General features: G+C 74.9%; 16 protein-coding genes and 1 pseudogene. 8 read left to right on the top strand and 9 right to left on the bottom strand.

The genetic code is table 11. The features are described 5' to 3' along the window. Positions 1–39: 39 nt before the first annotated feature. The gene (locus QQK45_RS14150; RefSeq protein WP_284293849.1) at positions 40–717 is read right to left on the bottom strand and encodes an SAF domain-containing protein; all 678 of its coding nucleotides are present in this window, start codon (positions 715–717) and stop codon (positions 40–42) included. Between the two features lie 164 nt (positions 718–881). Here QQK45_RS14150 and QQK45_RS14145 point away from each other — a divergent pair, with 164 nt between their 5' ends. Then, positions 882–1,103 (top strand): helix-turn-helix domain-containing protein, encoded by a 222-nt coding sequence (locus QQK45_RS14145; RefSeq protein ID WP_284293847.1) that lies wholly within the window; start codon positions 882–884, stop codon positions 1,101–1,103. Between the two features lie 84 nt (positions 1,104–1,187). Here the strand turns inward: QQK45_RS14145 and QQK45_RS14140 are convergent, their stop codons facing one another. After that, positions 1,188–1,802, bottom strand: coding sequence for a hypothetical protein (locus tag QQK45_RS14140; protein ID WP_284293845.1), 615 nt, complete (start codon positions 1,800–1,802; stop codon positions 1,188–1,190). A 99-nt stretch (positions 1,803–1,901) separates the two neighbouring features. Here QQK45_RS14140 and QQK45_RS14135 point away from each other — a divergent pair, with 99 nt between their 5' ends. Both QQK45_RS14135 and QQK45_RS14130 read left to right on the top strand, forming a co-directional pair. Continuing rightward, a complete protein-coding gene (locus QQK45_RS14135; protein ID WP_284293844.1) occupies positions 1,902–2,861 on the top strand; it encodes a LysM peptidoglycan-binding domain-containing protein in 960 nt (319 codons plus the stop codon). Further along, positions 2,858–3,550 (top strand): Rv3235 family protein, encoded by a 693-nt coding sequence (locus QQK45_RS14130; protein ID WP_284293842.1) that lies wholly within the window; start codon positions 2,858–2,860, stop codon positions 3,548–3,550. Before QQK45_RS14135 ends, QQK45_RS14130 begins: the two co-directional genes overlap by 4 nt. Positions 3,551–3,652: 102 nt before the next feature. On the opposite strand, the gene QQK45_RS23305 is transcribed toward QQK45_RS14130, so the two are convergent. The 7 genes and pseudogenes from QQK45_RS23305 to mtrA form a co-directional block, all read right to left on the bottom strand. Then, positions 3,653–4,123, bottom strand: coding sequence for an SEC-C metal-binding domain-containing protein (locus QQK45_RS23305; protein ID WP_431310342.1), 471 nt, complete (start codon positions 4,121–4,123; stop codon positions 3,653–3,655). Next, positions 4,112–6,610 (bottom strand): annotated as a pseudogene (gene secA, locus QQK45_RS14125) (preprotein translocase subunit SecA); the annotation flags it as partial. The pseudogene secA and the gene QQK45_RS23305, both read right to left, overlap by 12 nt. A 358-nt stretch (positions 6,611–6,968) precedes the next feature. Then, positions 6,969–8,201 carry a winged helix-turn-helix domain-containing protein gene (locus tag QQK45_RS14120; protein WP_284293837.1) on the bottom strand — a complete coding sequence of 411 codons (1,233 nt, stop codon included), beginning with the start codon at positions 8,199–8,201 and terminating at the stop codon, positions 6,969–6,971. A gap of 80 nt (positions 8,202–8,281) precedes the next feature. Next, on the bottom strand, positions 8,282–8,911 hold the full coding sequence (gene hpf / locus QQK45_RS14115) for a ribosome hibernation-promoting factor, HPF/YfiA family (protein ID WP_284295059.1): 630 nt from the start codon (positions 8,909–8,911) through the stop codon (positions 8,282–8,284). A gap of 1,219 nt (positions 8,912–10,130) precedes the next feature. After that, a complete protein-coding gene (locus QQK45_RS14110; protein WP_284293835.1) occupies positions 10,131–11,897 on the bottom strand; it encodes an LpqB family beta-propeller domain-containing protein in 1,767 nt (588 codons plus the stop codon). Further along, positions 11,894–13,666 (bottom strand): MtrAB system histidine kinase MtrB, encoded by a 1,773-nt coding sequence (gene mtrB, locus QQK45_RS14105; RefSeq protein ID WP_284293833.1) that lies wholly within the window; start codon positions 13,664–13,666, stop codon positions 11,894–11,896. Before mtrB ends, QQK45_RS14110 begins: the two co-directional genes overlap by 4 nt. A 64-nt stretch (positions 13,667–13,730) precedes the next feature. After that, positions 13,731–14,420 (bottom strand): MtrAB system response regulator MtrA, encoded by a 690-nt coding sequence (gene mtrA / locus QQK45_RS14100; protein ID WP_284293830.1) that lies wholly within the window; start codon positions 14,418–14,420, stop codon positions 13,731–13,733. 30 nt (positions 14,421–14,450) lie between these two features. On the opposite strand from mtrA, the gene QQK45_RS14095 reads away from it, so the two are divergent. The 5 genes from QQK45_RS14095 (at position 14,451) to QQK45_RS14075 (ending at position 19,137) form a co-directional block, all read left to right on the top strand. Further along, entirely contained in the window at positions 14,451–14,585 is a 135-nt protein-coding gene (locus QQK45_RS14095) for a hypothetical protein (RefSeq protein ID WP_284293828.1), read from the top strand. A 550-nt stretch (positions 14,586–15,135) separates the two neighbouring features. Then, positions 15,136–16,197, top strand: coding sequence for a DUF7847 domain-containing protein (locus QQK45_RS14090; protein WP_284293826.1), 1,062 nt, complete (start codon positions 15,136–15,138; stop codon positions 16,195–16,197). Continuing rightward, positions 16,194–16,871: a DUF4129 domain-containing protein gene (locus QQK45_RS14085; RefSeq protein WP_284293825.1), complete on the top strand. Its 678-nt coding sequence runs from the start codon at positions 16,194–16,196 to the stop codon at positions 16,869–16,871. The genes QQK45_RS14090 and QQK45_RS14085 overlap by 4 nt, the downstream gene beginning before the upstream one ends. Then, positions 16,868–18,118: a DUF4350 domain-containing protein gene (locus QQK45_RS14080; RefSeq protein ID WP_284293823.1), complete on the top strand. Its 1,251-nt coding sequence runs from the start codon at positions 16,868–16,870 to the stop codon at positions 18,116–18,118. Before QQK45_RS14085 ends, QQK45_RS14080 begins: the two co-directional genes overlap by 4 nt. Continuing rightward, positions 18,115–19,137 (top strand): AAA family ATPase, encoded by a 1,023-nt coding sequence (locus QQK45_RS14075; protein WP_431310280.1) that lies wholly within the window; start codon positions 18,115–18,117, stop codon positions 19,135–19,137. Before QQK45_RS14080 ends, QQK45_RS14075 begins: the two co-directional genes overlap by 4 nt. Position 19,138: the final 1 nt, after the last annotated feature.

Raw genomic sequence — 19,138 nt, 5'->3', positions numbered from 1 at the left:
CGCAGAGGACGGGGACGGGGGTCGGGTCGGAGAGTGCGCTCACCGGGCACCGCCGGGCACGACGGTGACGGTGCCGTCGGCGGCGAGAGCCGCGAGGACGGTGGGCAGGTCGCCCTGGGGCACGAGGACCTGGACGGTGGTCTGCCCGCCGCCGACGAGGCTCGAGCCGGGCTCGTCGACCTGGGCGACGACGGCGCTCTCGGTGATCCGTCGCGGCGTGGCGGCGGCGTCGGAGCCGGTCGCGCCGGTCGCGGCCTTGGGCACGAACCACACGTCCACGGTGGAGCCGGCCTCGACCCGGTCGGAGATCGTCCCGCCCACGGGCACCGCGACGGTGCGGACGTCGACGTCGGAGGCCTTGCCGAGCGCGGCGCGCGGCAGGAGCTCGCCCGCGTGCACGACACCGGTCACGACGGTCCCGGCGGCGAGCCCACCGCCCTCGGGCACGAGGTAGCGGGCGGCCTCGCCCCCGAGGTTGACGTCGACGACGCGCAGGTCGGAGGCGGCGACGGGGTCGCCCGGGACGAGGTCGTGCGCGGCGACGTACACGGGTGCGGTGTCGCGCGCTGACGACACGACGGTCGCCCCGAGCGCGACCGAGCCCGCGACGAGGGCGCACCCCACGAGGAGCCTCGGGTCGCGCCAGGTCGGCCGGCGCAGCCGCGGGGCCACCGGGGCTGGGAGCTGTTCGAGCGTGGGCCGGAGGGTCGTCGTCATCGTCGGTCCGTCTCCTCGGGGAGGTCGTGGGGGTGGTCTGCTGGGTGGGGTCGGCTCGGGCCGGGCAGGACGCAGTCTCTCGCGTACCGGCGGGTAGCGGCCCGACCGCCCGTGGAGCTGTGGACAACGGGCTCGGGGCCGGGCCCGCGTGCGAAACTCAGGTCATGGCTTCCCGGTTCCTCACGCTCGCCGACGTGATGGAGGTGCTGAACATCTCCTCGGCGCAGGCGTACGCCCTCGTCCGCTCGGGGGAGCTGCCCGCGATCCAGGTCGGCGGGCGCGGGCAGTGGCGGGTCGAGGCGACCGTGCTCGAGGAGTACATCCAGCGCCAGTACGCGCAGACGCGGGCACGGATCGACGCGGGCACGCTCGACGAGCGCGCCTGACCGCCACGCGCCGCGGCCCTCGTCCGCGCACCGGCCGACGCGCCTCTGACCGGCTCGGATCTCCCCTGCCGCTCCGTCACGCCGTCAGACCACCTCGCTGACGCACAGCACGCGGTCGAGCGGGAGGGCGGTCGTGGCCGGTCGCGGCGCCCGCCCCCAGCCCCCGAGGTCATTCGGCCCGGTGCCGTGGCCGCCGGTGTCGTCGAGCTCGACGTAGTCCTTGCCGACACGCGCGATCCGTCCGGCGACCGTGCCGGCGCGCGTCCGCACGAGCACACGCACCCGGTCCCGGGCGAGCGCACGGAGCGCCGGCCCGAGGCCCAGGCGGCGCTCGACGACGCCCGCACCCGGCGCGGCCAACGGCGCCACGCCCTGGACCCACGTGACCGCGCGGAGCGGGACGAGGTGGCGACGCACGCCCTCCTCGAGCTCGAACCAGTGCTCCGCAGCGGAGGCGACGCGGCCGCGGACGAGCGCGCCGTCGTCGAGCGCGACCGTGAGGAGCGAGCCGCCGGAGGCGCGCAGCCGCGCACCGAGGGCGACGGCCGCGTGCTCGGCGCGCGTGAGGTCCTCGACGCGGGCGTCGAACTCGCTGCGCGTCATGGCGGCGAGCTGCGCCTCCATGTCCTCGAACAGGTCGTCCCAGCGCACGCGCCACAGGGTGCACGAGTAACGGATCTTCCGGTCGCGCTCGTCCACATGGCGAACACACCCCTTGACCCGGGATCAGCATTCGGCTTTGATCGACCCCAAACGACATCAAACGACATCATCAGCGATCAGGGGGCGAGGATCGACATGGCCCGCACAGCACGACCGGACGCTCCGCCGACACGCGCCGCCGACGGAGCCGGATCCTTCGGGGCGTTCGCGGGGCTCCTGGGGCTCGCCGTCGCGGCCCCCGCGCTCGCGACCTGGCTCGTCGTCGTCGCCCACGGGCTCGTCGCGCCGGCGCTGGGCCCCGACCTCGCCCTCGCCTCACGCCTCGACGTCCTCGGCGTGGAGCGCCTCGTCGCCGTGCCGATCCTCCTCGTCGGTGCGGTCGTCGCGGCGCGCCTCACGATCCACACGCTCCTCGCGCTCGGCTACGTCGCCGCCGTCCGTGCCGGGCGACCGCTCCCCCGGCTCCGGGACGTTGTCGCACAGCGGGCGCCCGTCATGGTCCGCGCGCTCGCGCGGCGGGCCGTCGGGGCGGGCGTGGGCATGAGCCTCGGCGCCGGGGCCGCGCTCGCCGGGTCGGCCGCCGCCTTCGCTGCGCCCGCCGCGATGGCCGCTCCCGCAGCGGCCACGCTCGTCGACCACGATGCCGCGCACGGCGCCACCGGGTCCGGCGCCGACGCCGGTTCAGCCGCGAGCCGGCCCGACGCCGCCCGTCCGGCGGGCGCGCTCGACCTCGGCTGGCACGAGACCGTCACGACGCCCGACGACGGCGCCGACCACGCCGCCGCCCCGCAGTCCCGCTCGGGAACCCCCGAGACCGCGCTCGACCTCGGCTGGCACCCGCTGGCGACGGCGCCCCCGACCGCCTCGACGCCGACCGCCGCACGGGCCGCCGACACCGGCCGGCCCACCCGCGTGACCGTCCACCACGGCGACTCCCTGTGGGCCATCGCCGCCGCGCACCTGGGCCCGCACGCGTCCGACGCCGAGATCGCCCGCGCGTGGCCCCGCTGGTACGAGACCAACCGGCACGTCATCGGCGCCGACCCCGACCTGCTGCTCCCTGGAACCGTGCTCGTCGCACCGGAGCCGGCATGAACCACCCGCCCGGCGGCCCCGACCGCCCCCTCGACCCGACCCACGAGACGCTCGCCCCGAAGGAGATCGCGATGACCGCTCTCGCCGCACCCGCCCGTCCCGCACGTACCGGCCACACCGCGGCCCGGCCCACCCACCCCCGCGGCAACGGCGTGCGCGTGCGCGCGACGCCCGGCCCGGGGCGGGGCGACCTCCTCGACGCGGAGCCGGTTCCCGTCGTACCGCTCGTACGCGTGAGCGGTCCGCGCGTCGTTGCCGACCTCGACGAACTCGCCGACCGTGCCCGACGGCTCACCTCGGACCCGCTCTCCGAACCTCTTCCCACGACGTCCACCGACGCCGCGGACGGCGAGCCGGAGCTGCCCGACCCGACCCGCCTGTGCTGCGCCGTCGTGCGGGGAGCCGTGGAGGTCGCACGCGGTGACCGGCCCGTCGCGCAGCTCGCGCGCTGGGTCTCCCCCACCGTGCTCGAGGCGCTCGGCACGCGCGCCGCGCTCGTGCGCGGCCTGCCCCGTCCCACCCGGGTGCCCCGGCCCGCCCTCGTCCGCCGGGCCCGGGTCGTCCGGCTGGGCCCGACCGTCGCCGAGGCGAGCGTCGTCGTCGAGGACGTCGACCGGGTGCGGGCGGCCGCGCTCCGCGTCGAGGCGCACCGCGGGCAGTGGCGGGTCGTCGCGCTCGAGATCGGCTGACCCCGGGGCCCGCTCGACCGGGCTTGGAACGACGACGGCGCCGGGACCCGCAGGTCCCGGCGCCGTCGTCACGTCCAGACCGTCAGGCCCGGGCCGCGAGGATCACTCCTCGTTCTTGCCGTGGCAGAGCTTGTACTTCTTGCCCGAACCGCAGGGGCACTGCGCATTGCGCGGCGTCCCCGGGAAGGTCCGGCCGTCCGACTCCGGTGCGCCCGCCTCACCGTGCAGCGCCTTGCGGGCCGCCGACGCGTCCCCGCTGGTGCTCGTCGAGCCGTCGTCCGACGGCGCCGTGTACTGGAGGGTCGCCGGGCGCTCCGGACCATCGAGGCCCTTGCCGACGAGGCGACCGGGTGCCGACGGCGCGGACGCCGCCGCGCGGCGCTCCGCCTCGAGCTCGCGCTCGGCCTCGACGTCCAGGGCCTGCGCCTCGGGGCTCGTCGGGTCGTCGAGCGCGGCGAGCTCCGCGGCCGCGGCCTCGAGCTCGGCCTGGAGCCGCGGGTCGTCGGCGGAGACGTCGGGACCGGCGCCGTCCGACGACCCGATCGTGATCTCCTCCGCCGGCTGGACCTGCACCTCGAGCTGGAACAGGAACGAGACCGTCTCCTCCTTGATGGCGTCCGTCATCGCCTGGAAGAGCTGGAAGCCCTCGCGCTGGTACTCGACGAGCGGGTCGCGCTGGGCCATCGCGCGCAGCCCGATGCCCTCCTTGAGGTAGTCCATCTCGTAGAGGTGCTCGCGCCACTTGCGGTCCAGGACGGACAGCGTCACGCGACGCTCGAGCTGACGCATGTTCTCCTCGCCGAGCTCCTCCTCACGAGCCTTGTACGCGTACTCGGCGTCCGAGAGGATCTCCGTGAGGATGACGTCACGCGTCAGGTGGTGGATCTCCCCCGCCTGCTCGACGACCTCGTCCGGCGTGATCGACACCGGGTACACGCCGCGCAGCGCGGTCCACAGGGCGTCGAGGTCCCACTGGTCCGGCTGGCCCTCGGCCGTCGCGCCGTCCACGTACGCCGTGAGGACGTCCGCGATGAAGTGCTGGACCTGCTCCTGCAGGTCCTCGCCCTCGAGCACGCGGCGACGCTCGTCGTAGATGACGGTGCGTTGGCGGGACAGGACGTCGTCGTACTTGAGGACGTTCTTGCGGATCTCGAAGTTGCGCGACTCGACCTGCGACTGCGCGCTGCGGATGCCGCGCGTCACCATCTTCGACTCGAGCGGCACGTCGTCGGGGAAGCCCGCGCGGTTCATCATCGACTCGGCGAGACCCGAGTTGAACAGGCGCATGAGGTCGTCCTGCATCGACAGGTAGAACCGGGACTCACCCGGGTCGCCCTGACGGCCGGAGCGGCCACGGAGCTGGTTGTCGATGCGGCGCGACTCGTGCCGCTCCGTGCCCAGCACGTACAGGCCGCCCAGCTCGACAACCTCGTCGTGCTCGGCCGCGACCGCGGTCTTCGCCTTCTCGAGGGCGGCCGGCCACGCCTGCTCGTACTCCTCCGGCGTCTCGTTCGGGTCGAGACCGGCCTGGGCGAGCGTGTCGACCGCCATGTGCTCGGCGTTGCCACCGAGCATGATGTCGGTACCGCGGCCCGCCATGTTCGTGGCGACCGTGACGGCGCCCTTGCGGCCCGCCTGCGCGACGACGCGGGCCTCGCGCTCGTGCTGCTTCGCGTTGAGGACCTCGTGCGGGACGCCCTGCTTCTTCAGCAGGCTCGACAGGAGCTCCGACTTCTCGACGCTCGTCGTGCCGACGAGGACGGGCTGGCCCTTGGCGTGCCGCTCGACGATGTCCTCCACGACCGCGCTGAACTTGCCGGCCTCGTTCTTGTAGACGAGGTCGGGCTGGTCGATGCGCTGCATGGCGCGGTTCGTCGGGATCGGCACGACGCCCAGCTTGTACGTGCCCTGGAACTCGGCAGCCTCGGTCTCGGCCGTACCGGTCATGCCCGAGAGCTTCTCGTACAGGCGGAAGTAGTTCTGGAGGGTGATCGTGGCGAGCGTCTGGTTCTCGGCCTTGATCTCGACACCCTCCTTCGCCTCGATCGCCTGGTGCATGCCCTCGTTGTAGCGACGGCCCGGCAGGATGCGGCCCGTGTGCTCGTCGACGATGAGCACCTCGCCGTTCAGGACGACGTAGTCCTTGTCCCGCTTGAACAGCTCCTTGGCCTTGATGGCGTTGTTGAGGAAGCCGATGAGCGGGGTGTTGAGGGACTCGTACAGGTTGTCGATGCCGAGGTAGTCCTCGACCTTCTCGATGCCGGGCTCGAGGACGCCGACGGTGCGCTTCTTCTCGTCGACCTCGTAGTCCGCGTCCTTGGTCAGGCGGCGCGCGACCCGCGCGAACTCCGTGTACCAGCGGTTCGCGTCGCCCGACGACGGCCCGGAAATGATGAGCGGGGTACGCGCCTCGTCGATGAGGATCGAGTCGACCTCGTCGACGATCGCGAAGTTGTGGCCGCGCTGCACGAGCTCCTCGGTGCCCCACGCCATGTTGTCGCGCAGGTAGTCGAACCCGAACTCGTTGTTCGTGCCGTACGTGATGTCGGCGGCGTACTGCTCACGCCGCTCGGCCGGCGTCTGGCCGGTGAGGATGCAGCCCGTGGTCAGGCCGAGGAACCGGTAGACGCGGCCCATGAGGTCGCTCTGGTACTCGGCCAGGTAGTCGTTGACCGTGATGACGTGGACGCCCTTGCCGGTGAGCGCGTTGAGGTACGCCGGCGCGGTCGCGACGAGCGTCTTGCCCTCACCGGTCTTCATCTCGGCGATGTTCCCGAGGTGCAGGGCCGCCCCGCCCATGAGCTGGACGTCGAAGTGGCGCTGGCCGAGCGTGCGGCGCGCAGCCTCGCGGACCGCCGCGAACGCCTCGGGGAGCAGGTCGTCGAGGGTCTCCCCCGCCGCGAGCCGCTCCCTGAAGCGGTCGGTCTCCTCGCGCAGCTCCGCGTCGCTGAGCTCGGTGAAGCTGGGCTCCAGCTGGTTGATCTGCGCAGCGAGACCGCTCAGCTTCCTGAGGATCCGGCCCTCGCCGATGCGCAGGACCTTGTCGACAATCGCAGGCACGCACGTCTCCGTTCGGTGGGACCCCGGCCGGGCGGCCGGGAGTCGGCGCCCTCCACCACGAGGGTGCACCGCGGGACCATCGTAGGCGCAAAGCCTGAACTCCTTCTGCGCGTTCCCCCAGGGCGAACCACCCGCCGACGGCAACGTCGGGTTCGCCGACGGTGACGCCCGCGTGGTCGGGGCGCGCGGGGGGGGATGGGGTGCGGGGGAAGGTGGCGAAGGGCGTCGAGGAGTGCACACGGCCCCCGGGCCGAAGGGCGACAGCCCGAGCCGCCTTGCCGCGCACCCCACCCGCCGCAACCACGGCGCACGACGTCACCGCCGGCGAACCGGGCGTCACCATCGGCGGACGACGGGCTCAGCGCGCGATCCGCACCGCCGTGAGCGCGGGGGCGAGCGCCCCGACGGGCTCGACCACCACGTCGCCGAGCCCCAGCCAGCTCGCGAGCACGTCCAGCTCCTCGGCGAGCTCGGTCGCCGTGTCCGGGCGGGTGTCCGGCTCGTCGTGGGCCGCGAGGACGCGCAGCACCCCGGCGGCGCGGTCCGCCTTGAGGTCGACGCGGGCCGTGATCGCGTCGCCCTGGAGGAACGGCAGCACGTAGTAGCCGTGCACCCGCTTGGCGGCGGGCACGTAGATCTCGATCCGGTACCGCGTCCCGAACAGCTCCTCGAGGCGGCTGCGCTCGAACACGAGCGGGTCGAAGGGGCTGAGCAGCGTCCGCGCGTCCGCGACGCGCGGGAACGTCGCGTCGCGGTACGCCCAGACCTTCGCGTCCCAGCCCCGCACCACGACAGGGCGAAGGGTGCCCTCCTCGACGAGGTCCTCGATCGCCCGGTCGACGAGCGGCCCCCGCACCCGGTAGTAGTCGGCGAGGTCGCGGCGCGTGCCCACGCCGTGCGCGCGTGCCGCGATCTCGACGAGCGTGCGCACCTGGTCCTCGGGCGGCGGGGTCGGTGCCGCGAGCACGGTGGGCGGGAGGACCCGCTCCGCCAGGTCGTAGCACCGCTCGAACGCCGCGTTGCGCCGCGCGGGCACAACCTCCCCGGTGAAGAACAGCAGCTCGAGCGCACGCTTGGCCACGGTCCAGTTCCAGCCCCACGCGTCGCGCGTCCGGGGGTGCTCGTGCTCGAACAGCTCCTGGACCCGGCTCGCCGTCACGGGCCCGGCGTCCGCGACGACCTCGCGCACGCGCGCGACGACGTCGGGGTGCTGGTGGACCACGGAGCGGATGTTCCCCCACGCCTCCTTCTCGTAGGAGGCGCGCCGGAACGCGAACGAGGGGAACAGCTCGACCGGCACGTACGACGCCTCGTGCGCCCACGCCTCGACCACCCGGCGCGGAGCCCGGCCCGACGCGCGGTCCAGCAGCCCGACGTCGTAGGGGCCGAGGCGCGCGTACAGCGGCACGAGGTGGGCGCGCGCGAGGACGTTCACGGAGTCGATCTGGAGGACCTGCAGCCGGCCGACCACCCGCTGCACCCCGGCCATCGTGACCCGCGAGCCGGGACGGTCGGGACGTCGTCGGGCGAGGCCCTGCGCCGCGAGCGCGGTCCGCCGGGCCTGGGCGATCGTGATCGTCTCGGGAGCCACCCCCAGCCTGCCCGCCACCACCCACACGGCCGTGCGCCCTCCCGACGGCCGGGCCGTCGGGAGGGCGCACACGGATCGGGTCAGACGCAGTCGCAGGACGTGTCGAGCTGCACGACGCCGTAGGTCCAGCCGTGCCGTCGGTACGCGACCGACGGACGCTTCGTCTCGCTGTCGACGAAGAGGAAGAAGTCGTGGCCGACCATCTCCATCTCGTACAGCGCGTCGTCCACGGACATCGGCTTCGCCTGGTGCAGCTTCTCGCGGATCACCACGGGCGAGTCGCCCAGCTCACGCTCGACCGAGTCCCCCGGGTGCTCCGGGGGCGTGGGCACCGGCTCCGGGACGTCGGGCTCCGGGATCTGCGACGGCGGCCGGACGTCGACCGGCGGGTCCACCTGGTACTGGCGGTGGTCCTTGCGGCGGTCGCGCGCGCGGCGCAGCCGTTCGGAGAGCTTGTCGAGGGCGAGGTCGAGCGCGCCGAAGCGGTCGTCCGCGGCTGCCTCCGCCCGGACCACCGGCCCCTTGGCGCGCACCGTGAGCTCCACGCGCTCCCGCACGCTCGCGAGCCGCGGGTTGTTCTCCCGCGTCACCTCCACGTCCACGCGCTGCGCGGTCGGGGCGAGCTGCTCCACCTTCGCGAGCTTGTCCTCCGCGTGCTGGCGGAAGCGGTCCGCTACCTCGGTGTGCCGGCCGACGACGACGATCTCCATATGAGCCTCCGTGAGGATGGACGCCCGCCTGCCACTTCGGGGCGGCGGTGCGTCGGTTCGAACGGGTTCGGGCACCGCGTCGGTGCCAGGTGGGGCATCACCTCCCGACGTTCGGGCTCGGCGTCCGGCGACGGCGCCTGAGGAGCGCCGACGATGGCGGCGTCCACGGGTGCCGGTCGTCCCGGACCTGGGGCTCACCCCCACCCTAGCCCGGGGGTCCGGCACGTCGCGGAGCATCGTCGTCCGTCCGGGGTGAACCGTGCTGTCCCTCCTCACGTCCGGTCCGGGCGCCGCGGCGTCGGGCCTCGGGGTCGCCGCGAGGACGAGCGCCCCGACGACGACGGCCCCCGCCCGCGCCAGCACGGACTCGCAGGTGGCGAGCGTCGCGCCGGTCGTGAGGACGTCGTCGACGAGGAGCACCGGACGTCCCGCGCACCGCTGCGCCGCCCCGCGCGCCCGCACACGGTCCCGGACGTTCGCGGCCCGGGCGCGGGCCCCGAGCCCCACCTGGTCACGCCCCCGGCGCTCCGCGAGCGCGTCGACGACGTCCACCCGGCCGAGCGGCTCGCCCGACGATCGGAGCGCACCCGCCGCCCGGACCGCCAGCTCGCGCACCGGGACGCGGCCGCGCGCGAGCCGGGACGCCCACGTCGACGGGGCCGGCACGACGGCGAGGCCGGCACCGTCCTCGCGAGGCACCGCACCGGCGAGCGCCCGCCCGAGCGGGGCGGCGAGCTCACGCGCCGCGCGGGCCACGGCGTCCCCGAGCGGTGCGCTCAGGTCCGCCCGGCCACGGTCCTTCCAGCCGACGACGACGCCCCGCACCGCGCCCGCGTACGGCGCGAGCGCCCAGACCGGCAGGAGGGGCCGCCCGTCGAGGCGGTCGAGCCTCGGGGCACCGGCCTCGCAGCGGCGCGGCCCGCCGAGGAGCGAGGCGCACACGCCGCACAGCGGCACGTCGAGCTCGCCGCACCCGGGGCACTCCACGGGCACGACGACGCGCGCGACGTCCCGCACGGCCGTCCACAGCCGGCGCAGCAGCCGCGAGCCGGCGTCCCCCGCCGGAGGGTGGGGCCGGGGCGACGGGGCAGGAGCCTGAGGTGTCGTGAGCGTCGGCACCGGCCCACGATCCCTCACCCGGCCCCGGACGAGGGCGCGTCGGAAGCCCGCGGTGCGTGACGTCGTCGGGCACGAGGCTGGGGGTGGCGCCCGACCGGTGTCAGCCGGGGAAGGCGGCCGCCTCGACGCCCTTCGCGACCGACAGCCACGTCGCACCGGTCGCACGCCGGCCGAAGAGCTCGTGCGACGACGTGACGGCGTAGAGGGCCGACTCGCCGCGGCCCGACGCGATCGACACCACGTCCGAGACCGACGACAACGACCGCGCGTAGTCGGCCACGGGGACGATGTTGACGGTCGGGCTGGTGCCCGAGCCCGTGCGGCCCAGCACGGCGAGGTCGTCCTCGTCGACCCAGACGACCTGCCGGGCGTCGGTGATGGTCGCGCCCACCGTGACCGGGTCGGACAGCCGCACCGGCGCCCCCGCTCCGCTGCGCACGACGCCCGCGAGATCCACCTGCACGCCCGTCGCTCCGCTCGTCACCAGGGCCACCCGGGCGCCGTCGCGCGAGACCTGCAACGACAGCACCCGGCGCCCCTGGAGCCACGTGACCGCGAGCCGCGTGTGCGCACCGTCCTTGTCGAACAGCTCGAGGTACCCCTCGTCGTCACCGCGCGCCGACCACACCCAGCGGAACCGGTCCGCCGAGGGCCCAGCGACGTCCTCGCCGGTCAGGAGGGTCCGGCGCGCGTCGCCCGACACCTGGACGAGGCTCGCCGTGCCCACCCGGACGACCGCCGGGTTCCCGTTCGTCCCGACCGCGAGCGCGGTCACGTCCGACGGCGTGGTGATGGTCCCCGCGAGGGCGTCCTGCTTCCCGGTGGCCGCGTCGAGCCTCCGCACCCGGTGGCCAGTCACCACGTAGGGGTCGTCGCCGGGCGACGGGTCGCGTGACAGGCTCGCGGGGCCCGTGACCTTGAGCGGGCTGCCCGCGGCCTCGAGCTGCACGGAGCGCACCTGGGGGAACTGCGTGAGGACGGACGTGAGCTGCTGAAGCAGGACGGCGCGGTCCGTGCCCGACGCGGACAGCACGGGGGCCGTGAGGTCGACGGTCGCCACGCCGTCCTCGTCGACCGCGACCGCGTCCACGCTGAGCGAGGTGCCCTCCGGGACCACCGAGTCCACCGAGTCCCGCAACCACGTCACAGGCCCCTGGAGGACCGCCTGCACCGCCTGTGTCTGGGCGGTCCGCTGCGGGAACCAGCGCACGTCGGGCACGAGCACCTGGTGGTCCATGCTCGGGAAGTACACGCTCACCGCCCGGTAGACGTACTCGAAGTTCGCGGCCGACATCGCGATGCCGTCGTCGAGCTCGGTGATCCGCCACTGTCCGTCGCTGTCGGCCTCGAGCGTGAAGGTGAGGTCCTTGGTCCGGTTCGGGGCCTCCTGCTGGAACTCGCCGTCCGACGCGACGGTGGCGAGCGACGCCAGCCCGCCGTGCACGACGGTGCGGGCCCCCGGGGTCGGGGTCGGCTCGGCGGCCTTGTGCGTGCCGTCCGCCGGTGCGCCCTGCCGCTCGGTGAGCGTCGGCTCGCCCGAGAACACGGTGACCGAGTCCCACGGGTCCCAGCCCGAGACGTCGGGGGCGAGGAACTCCTTCGCGACCGTGAAGTCGTCGCCCACCCCCGCCGCCTGGGCGTCGATGAAGCCGCGCACGATGTCGAGCGGGGACGCGTCCTCCTGGGGCGAGTCCGGCGTCCCCAGGTAGACGGGCCCGGGGCCGGGGACCGCCGTCGTGCCCGCGTGGACGCCGCCCGTCACGGGCAGCGACGAGCAGGCCGCGAGCACCACGACGACGGCGCCCGCGAGCGCGGCGAGGAAGGCGCGGCTCCGCCCATGGGTGCGTGGGGCAGGTCGGGACGTCACGGTGCCTCCTCGTCGTGCCCGGCGTCGTCGTGGTGGGCGACCGCGGTGAGGTCCGGGAGCGCCGACGGGCCGCTCGTCACGTCCGCCCCGGCGCCGTGCATCGGGCCGAGCTCGACCTGCGCCTGCGCGGGCCACGAACGCGGCACGTCGCTCGTCGGAACGAGCGGGAGCGGGGAGCCCGTGAGCTGGATCCCGGCGCGCCGCGGCAGGGTGAGCCGGAACGCGGCACCGCGCGAGGGACGCCCCCACACCTCGAGCCAGCCGCCGTGCAGGTGCGCGTCCTCGAGGGCGATCGCGAGGCCCAGACCCGTGCCGCCCGTCGTGCGGGCCCGCGCCGGGTCGGCCCGCCAGAACCGGTCGAAGACGTGCTCGCACTCGGCCTCCGTGAGGCCCACGCCGAAGTCGCGCACCACGACCGCGACGGCGTCGTCGTCCCCGCCGACCGCGATCTCGACCGGCCGGCCCTCGGCGTGCTCGATCGCGTTGACGACGAGGTTGCGGACGACGCGCTCGATGCGCCGCGGGTCGAGGTCGGCGACGACGGGCGCCGCCGGGAGCTGCACCGACACCCAGACGTCCTTGCGCTCGGCGAGCGTCAGCACGTTCTCGACGACGTCGTCCACGACCTTCGAGAGGTTGGCGCGCTCCGCCTCGAGCCCCACGGCGCCCGCGTCGAACCGGGAGATCTCCAGCAGGTCCGCGAGGAGCTCCTCGAACCGGTCCACCTGGGTGCGCAGCAGCTCCGCCGACCGGCGGGCGCCCGGCGAGAAGTCCTCGCTCGACGCGTGCAGCACGTCGCCGGCCATCCGGATCGTCGTGAGAGGCGTGCGCAGCTCGTGCGACACGTCGGACACGAACCGCCGCTGCAGCGACGACAGCTCCTCCCAGCGGGCGATCTGCACCTGGAGCGACTCCGCCATCCCGTTGAACGCCCGGCCCAGCGTCGCCATCTCGTCCGTGCCGCGCACCGCGAGCCGCTCGTCGAGGTGCCCGTCGGCCAGGCGGCCCGCCACCCGCGCCGCGTTGCGGACCGGCGCCACGACCTGCCGGGTCACCAGGAAGATCGAGACCCCGACCAGGCCCAGGAGCACCACCCCGCCGAGCAGGAGGATCGACTGGATGAACCGAAGCGTGTCCTCGTCGTCCTGCAACGAGTACAGGTAGTAGAGCTCGAACGTGCCGACGATCGGCACCTGCACCGTGGACCCCACGACGACACCCGGCTCGACAGCCCCGTCGGCGAGCGGGATGCCCACCGACTGCCAGTACTGCCCCGTCCCGCTCTCGACCTGGGAGCGCAGGGAGTCCGAGATCAACGGCAGGTAGTTCGCCGCCGACATCGCGTCCGTGACCGAGCCCGCCGACGTCGAGCCCACCGGCTTGAGCAGGAAGACGTCCCGGTTGCCCGAACCGCCCGTCTGCAGGCGCAGGACGGTGTCGTTGAGCAGCTGCTGGACCTCGGTCGAGTCCTTCGCGGACGCCGACGTGAACGTCGACTGGGTCTCCTGCGTGGACCGCTGCGACTCGAGCAGCACCTGGTCGACGCGCCGGTCGAACAGACCGTCCCGCACCGACTGGGACAGGTACGCGCCCAGCGCGAGGATCGCGAGCAGGCCCACGACGAGCGCCGTCGTCACGACCCGGACCTGCAGCGACGCCCGCCAGCGCTCGACGGCGCGGCGCGGCAGCGCGAGGCACCACCGGGACACGCGGCGCCACGTCAGGCGCAGCCGCACCCCGAGCCCGCGGCTCGACCGTCGCCCTGCCACCCGTACCGTCCTCGTCCTCGCGTCCTGCCCTTCCCGTCACCCCGCCGCCCGTGGGCGACAGGCCTCAGCTCGCGGCGGACGTCGCCCCGGCCTTGTACCCGACGCCGCGCACCGTCAGGACGATCTCCGGGCTCTCCGGGTCGTGCTCCACCTTCGACCGCAGCCGCTGCACGTGGACGTTCACCAGGCGGGTGTCGGCCGCGTGCCGGTAACCCCACACCTTCTCCAGGAGCACCTCGCGGCTGAACACCTGCCACGGCTTGCGTGCCAGCGCCACCAGCAGGTCGAACTCCAGGGGCGTCAGCGCGATCGGAACCCCGTCCCGCGTGACCCGGTGCCCCGTGACGTCGATCTCGACGTCGGCGACCTTGAGGACCTCCGGCATCGGGTCCTCCGTGCGGCGCAGGCGCGCCCGGATCCGCGCCACCAGCTCCTTCGGCTTGAAGGGCTTGGAGATGTAGTCGTCGGCGCCCGACTCGAGCCCCGTCACGACGTCCACCGTGTCGCTCTTCGCCGTCAGCATGATGATCGGGGTGCCGGACTCCGCGCGGATCTCGCGGCACACCTCCGTGCCGTCCTTGCCCGGGAGCATGAGGTCGAGCAGGACCAGGTCCGGCTGCGACGCCCGGAACACGCCCAGGGCGGCGTCGCCGTCGGCGCAGAAGACCGGTTCGAAGCCCTCCGACTTCAGCACGATGCCGATCATCTCGGCGAGGGCGGTGTCGTCGTCGACAACCAGCACACGAGCTCTCATGGGCAAAGTCTGTCATGCGCCGCCGACGGCGTGGGGAGCCCGCCGCAGGCCGCCGACGGCGACGCCGGGTTCGCCGACGGCGCCACCGTCACCATCGACGAGCGGAACGTCACCGTCGGCGAAGGTGAGACGACGGCCGAGCGGGTGGGTGCGGGGACGTGGTGAAGGGCGTCAAGGAGTGCGCACGGCCCCCAGGGCCGCAGCACGACAGCCCGAACCACCTCACCGCGCCCACCCGCGCGCGTCACCACCGGCGAACCGCGCGTCACCGTCGGCGCATCCCGCTAAGGTGGCGGCACGCAGAGGGGCAGGCACCGACCGTCTGCGGCGCGTCGACCGCGCGGACCACGTCCGGATGCCTCCATGCGACCCGAGGACCGATGAGCACACCCGAGACCGGGCCCGAGCAGCCCGCCGGCGACGACCGGCCCGCGCCCCCGCCCCAGCCGCGCTACGGGCAGTACGCCCCCGGCTACGGGCCCGCGGGCGCGACCCCGCCCGGCCAGCCCGCGCCCGGCCAGCCTGCGCCCGACCAGCCGGGTTACGGCGCGCCGGGCTACGGGCAGCAGTACGGGCAGCCGGGCTACGGCCCCGGGTACGGGCAGCAGACGTACGGACAGCAGACCTACGGCCAGCCGACGTACGGTCCCCCGGTTACGGCGCGCCCGGCGCTCCGCCCTTCGTCCCGGTCGCGCCGCGGCCCGGGATCGTCCCATTGCGGCCACTCGGTCTCGGCGACGTGTACGACGGCGCGTTCCGCGCCATGCGGCACAACCCCAAGGTCGTGCTCGGGCTCCCGGCGCTGCTGTCGGTGCTCTCGGCGGTCGTGTCCGCGGTGGCGACGTGGCTGGGCCTGACACAGCTGTCGTGGTTCTACGACGTCCTCGACGACCTGGACTCGGGCCGCTACTCGTCGATCGAGGACCCGTCGGCGTCGACCCTCTGGGGGATCGGTCTCGTCATCCTCGCGGCCGTCGTCGTCGAGGTCCTCGTGAGCGTCCTGGCGAACGGGCTCGTGATCTCGAGCGTCGGACGTTCGGTCCTGGGGCGCGTCGCGAGGCCGAGCGAGGTCTGGGCGGCCGTGCGCGGGAGGCGGCTCGGCGGCCTTGTCGTGCTGTCGCTGTTCACGTCGGTGGTTCCGGTCGTCGGGTTCACGGTGTGGCTCCTGCTGACGGTCCTCCTGGCCCAGGCGTCGACGGGCGCCGCGGTGGCGTTCGGGATCATCGGGTTCCTGGCCCTCGTCGTCGGGCTCGTGTGGTTCTGGGTGCACGTCATCTTCGCGGCGCCCGCGTACGTGCTCGAGCGGGTGGGGCCGCGCAAGGCGATCGCGCGCGCGTGGGCGCTCGTGCGCGGCGCGTTCTGGCGGGTCTTCGGGATCATGGTCCTGACCCTCGTCCTCACGTACATCATGTCGGCCGTCGTCCAGTTCCCGGTCAGCATCCTCAGCACGGTCGTCGGCGTCGGGACGTCGTCCTCCGACTCGGTCACGGGCGGCTCGCTGGTGGCGTACCTCGTCGGGACGGGCATCGCCTCCCTGGTCGCGGGCACGCTCGCGACGGCGTTCCTCGGGAGCGTCGTGGCCCTGCTCTACATCGACCAGCGCATGCGCCGGGAGGGTCTCGACGTCGCGCTCGCCGTCGCAGCGAACGCGCCCGAACCGGGCGACGGCCCCAAGCCGCCCGTCCCGCCGACGACCCCGCCGACCCAGCCGGGCCTGTGGGACGGCTCGGGTGGCTGGGGCAGCGGCCCGACGCCACCGGGGTCCACGGGCCGGTGATCCTCGCCGGCCTGCTCGTGCGGGCGTCCGGCGTGCGGCTGGACGCGCCGCCGGTGACCCCCGACGGCCCGACGGCGCAGCGCTGGGCCGTCGACGAGCTGTCCCGGCCGGAGTACCACCAGCACGAGTCGCTGCTCGCCCGGTTCCTGCGCTGGCTCGGTGACCTGTTCGACGGCGCCCCCACGCTCGGCCTGCCGCCCGGCTGGGCGGCGGTCGTGGTCGTGGGAGTGGTGCTGCTCGTCGTCGGGGTCGCGCTGCTCGTCGCGGGGCCGGTGCGCCGCACCCGCCGGGTCCACGCGCCGCGCCCGGTGTTCGACGACGCGGCCCGCTCGGCCGCCGAGCTGCGCACCCTCGCGGACGACGCCGCCGCCGCGGGCGACTGGGACGTGGCCGTCGTGGAGCGGTTCCGGGCGCTCGTCCGCTCGCTCGAGGAGCGCGTGGTCCTCGCGGAGGTCCCGGGACGCACGGCGGACGAGGCGGCCCGTGAGGCGTCGGCGGCGTTCGGCGCGGGGCCGGCCGCGCGCCTTGCGGCGTCCGCGCGCACCTTCGACGACGTCCGGTACGGCGGGCGTCACGCCGGTCCCGGCGACGACGCGGCCCTCCGCGCGCTCGACGACGAGCTCCGCACGAGCACGCCGCACCGCACCGACGCACCGGCGGGGGTGGGCGCGTGACGCTGACCGACCCCTTCCCCGCGACCGACACCCCGCCGCACCGCCCCGGCGGCTCGGGGCCGGTGCGCGGCGACGGCACGACCACGAGGACCCGCGCCCGTCGGCGGTGGCGCGCCATGCGCTGGGTCGTCGGCCTCGTGCTCCTCGGCGCGTTCGTGACGCTCCTGCTCGCGCTGCTGCGCCCGCCGTCGTCGGACACCCCGTACGCGCCGGACGCCGCCGGCCCGGACGGGGGCCGCGCCGTCGCGCAGATCCTCGGACGCCACGGCGTGCACGTGACGTACACGCGGTCCGCGGAGCGGGCCGCGAGCCTCGCCCGCGCGGGCACGACGCTCGCGGTCCTCCCGGGCGACACGTACGGCGACGACCTCAGCGACGCGGACCTCGACCTCCTGGCCGGGACGGACGCGGACCTGGCGCTGGTCGGGCCGAGCGACGCGTCGCTCGCCGCCCTCGCGCCCGAGCTCACCTGGGGCTGGGGCGGCGGGTACGTGACGACGTCGACGGCGAGCTGCGCCGACCCGGACGCGCGGGCCGCGGGGACCATCACGAGCGCGGGCGGCGGCTTCCTCCCGTCCGGTCCCGCGGCCGACCGGGTCGTCACCACCTGCTTCCCGCCCGATGCCGCCGAGGCCCGCACCGGCTCGTACGCGGTCGTCGACGGGACCCGCCGCGTCGCGGTGCTCGACGACGCCGTGATCCTGACGAACGCGCACCTCGCCGAGGCCGGGAACGCGGCGCTCGTCCTGCGGATGCTGGGCCGGCACGCCGACCTCGTGTGGCTCGTGCCCGAGGCCGACCGCGGGGCCGACGCCTCCGACGGCACCGGCGCGTCCGCCCTGCTGCCGCCCGGCTCCGGTGCGGTCGCGGCGTGGCTGCTCGTCGTCGCCGTCGTCGCGATCGTGTGGCGCGGGCGGCGGCTCGGCCCGCTCGTTGCCGAGGACCTGCCCGTGGTGGTCCGCGCGTCCGAGGCGACGCGCGGCCGCGGGCGGCTCTACCGGGCCGGCGGGTCGCGCGGGCACGCCGCCGCGGGCCTGCGCGCCGCCACCGCTGCCCGGCTCGCCGCGCGCCTCGGCGTCCCGGCCGGCGCGACCCCCGAGGCGCTCGTCGACGCGGTCGTCCGCGCGACCGGCCGCCCCGCCCCCGACGTCCACGGGCTGCTGTACGGCCCACCCCCGCCCGACGACGCCGCGCTGCTCACGCTCGCGCGGCACCTCGACGACCTGGAGAGCGAGGTCCGACCGTGACCGAGACCCCGAACGTGCCCCCGGCCCCCGAGCCCGTGGCGCCGCCCGACGACGCAGCACCGGCCCCCGACCTCGCGCTGCAGCACGCGCTGGCGGACGTGCGCACGGAGGTCGGCAAGGCCGTCGTCGGGCAGGACGCGGCCGTGTCGAGCCTGCTGGTCGCGCTGCTGTGCCAGGGGCACGTGCTCCTGGAGGGCGTGCCGGGCGTCGCGAAGACGCTCCTGGTGCGGACCCTCGCGGCCGCGCTCACGCTCGACACCAAGCGCGTCCAGTTCACGCCCGACCTCATGCCCGGCGACGTGACCGGCTCCCTCGTGTACGACGCGCGGACGGCCGCGTTCTCGTTCCGCGAGGGCCCGGTGTTCACGAACCTCCTGCTCGCGGACGAGATCAACCGGACGCCGCCCAAGACGCAGGCGTCGCTGCTCGAGGCGATGGAGGAGCGACAGGTGTCGGTGGACGGCGAGCCGCGCCCGCTGCCCGAGCCGTTCATGGTGATCGCGACCCAGAACCCCGTCGAGTACGAGGGCACGTACCCGCTGCCCGAGGCGCAGCTCGACCGGTTCCTGCTCAAGGTCGAGCTGCCCGTGCCGGAGCGCGCCGCCGAGGTCGAGGTGCTCGCCCGGCACGCCGCCGGCTTCGACCCGCGCGACCTCGCCGCCGCCGGGGTGCGGCCCGTCGCGGGAGCCACCGAGCTTGCCCGGGCTCGCGCCGGCGTGCGGACCGTGCAGGTCGCGCCCGAGGTGCTCGGGTACGTCGTCGACGTGTGCCGCGCGACGCGGAGCTCCCCGTCGCTCTCGCTCGGCGTCTCGCCGCGCGGCGCGACCGCGCTCCTCGCGACCGCGCGCGCGTGGGCGTGGCTGTCGGGCCGCGGCTACGTCACGCCCGACGACGTCAAGGTCCTCGCGCACCCGACGCTGCGCCACCGCGTCCGGCTCCGGCCCGAGGCCGAGCTCGAAGGTGTCACGGCCGCGAGCGTGCTCGACTCCGTGCTCGCGTCGGTCCCGGTGCCCTGGTGAG

Origin of the sequence: Luteimicrobium album, from assembly GCF_030161555.1 — a bacterium.
Taxonomy (GTDB): domain Bacteria; phylum Actinomycetota; class Actinomycetes; order Actinomycetales; family Cellulomonadaceae; genus Luteimicrobium; species Luteimicrobium album.
The sequence above is the reverse complement of the archived record's forward strand: the minus strand, read 5'-3'. Positions and strand labels throughout refer to the sequence as shown.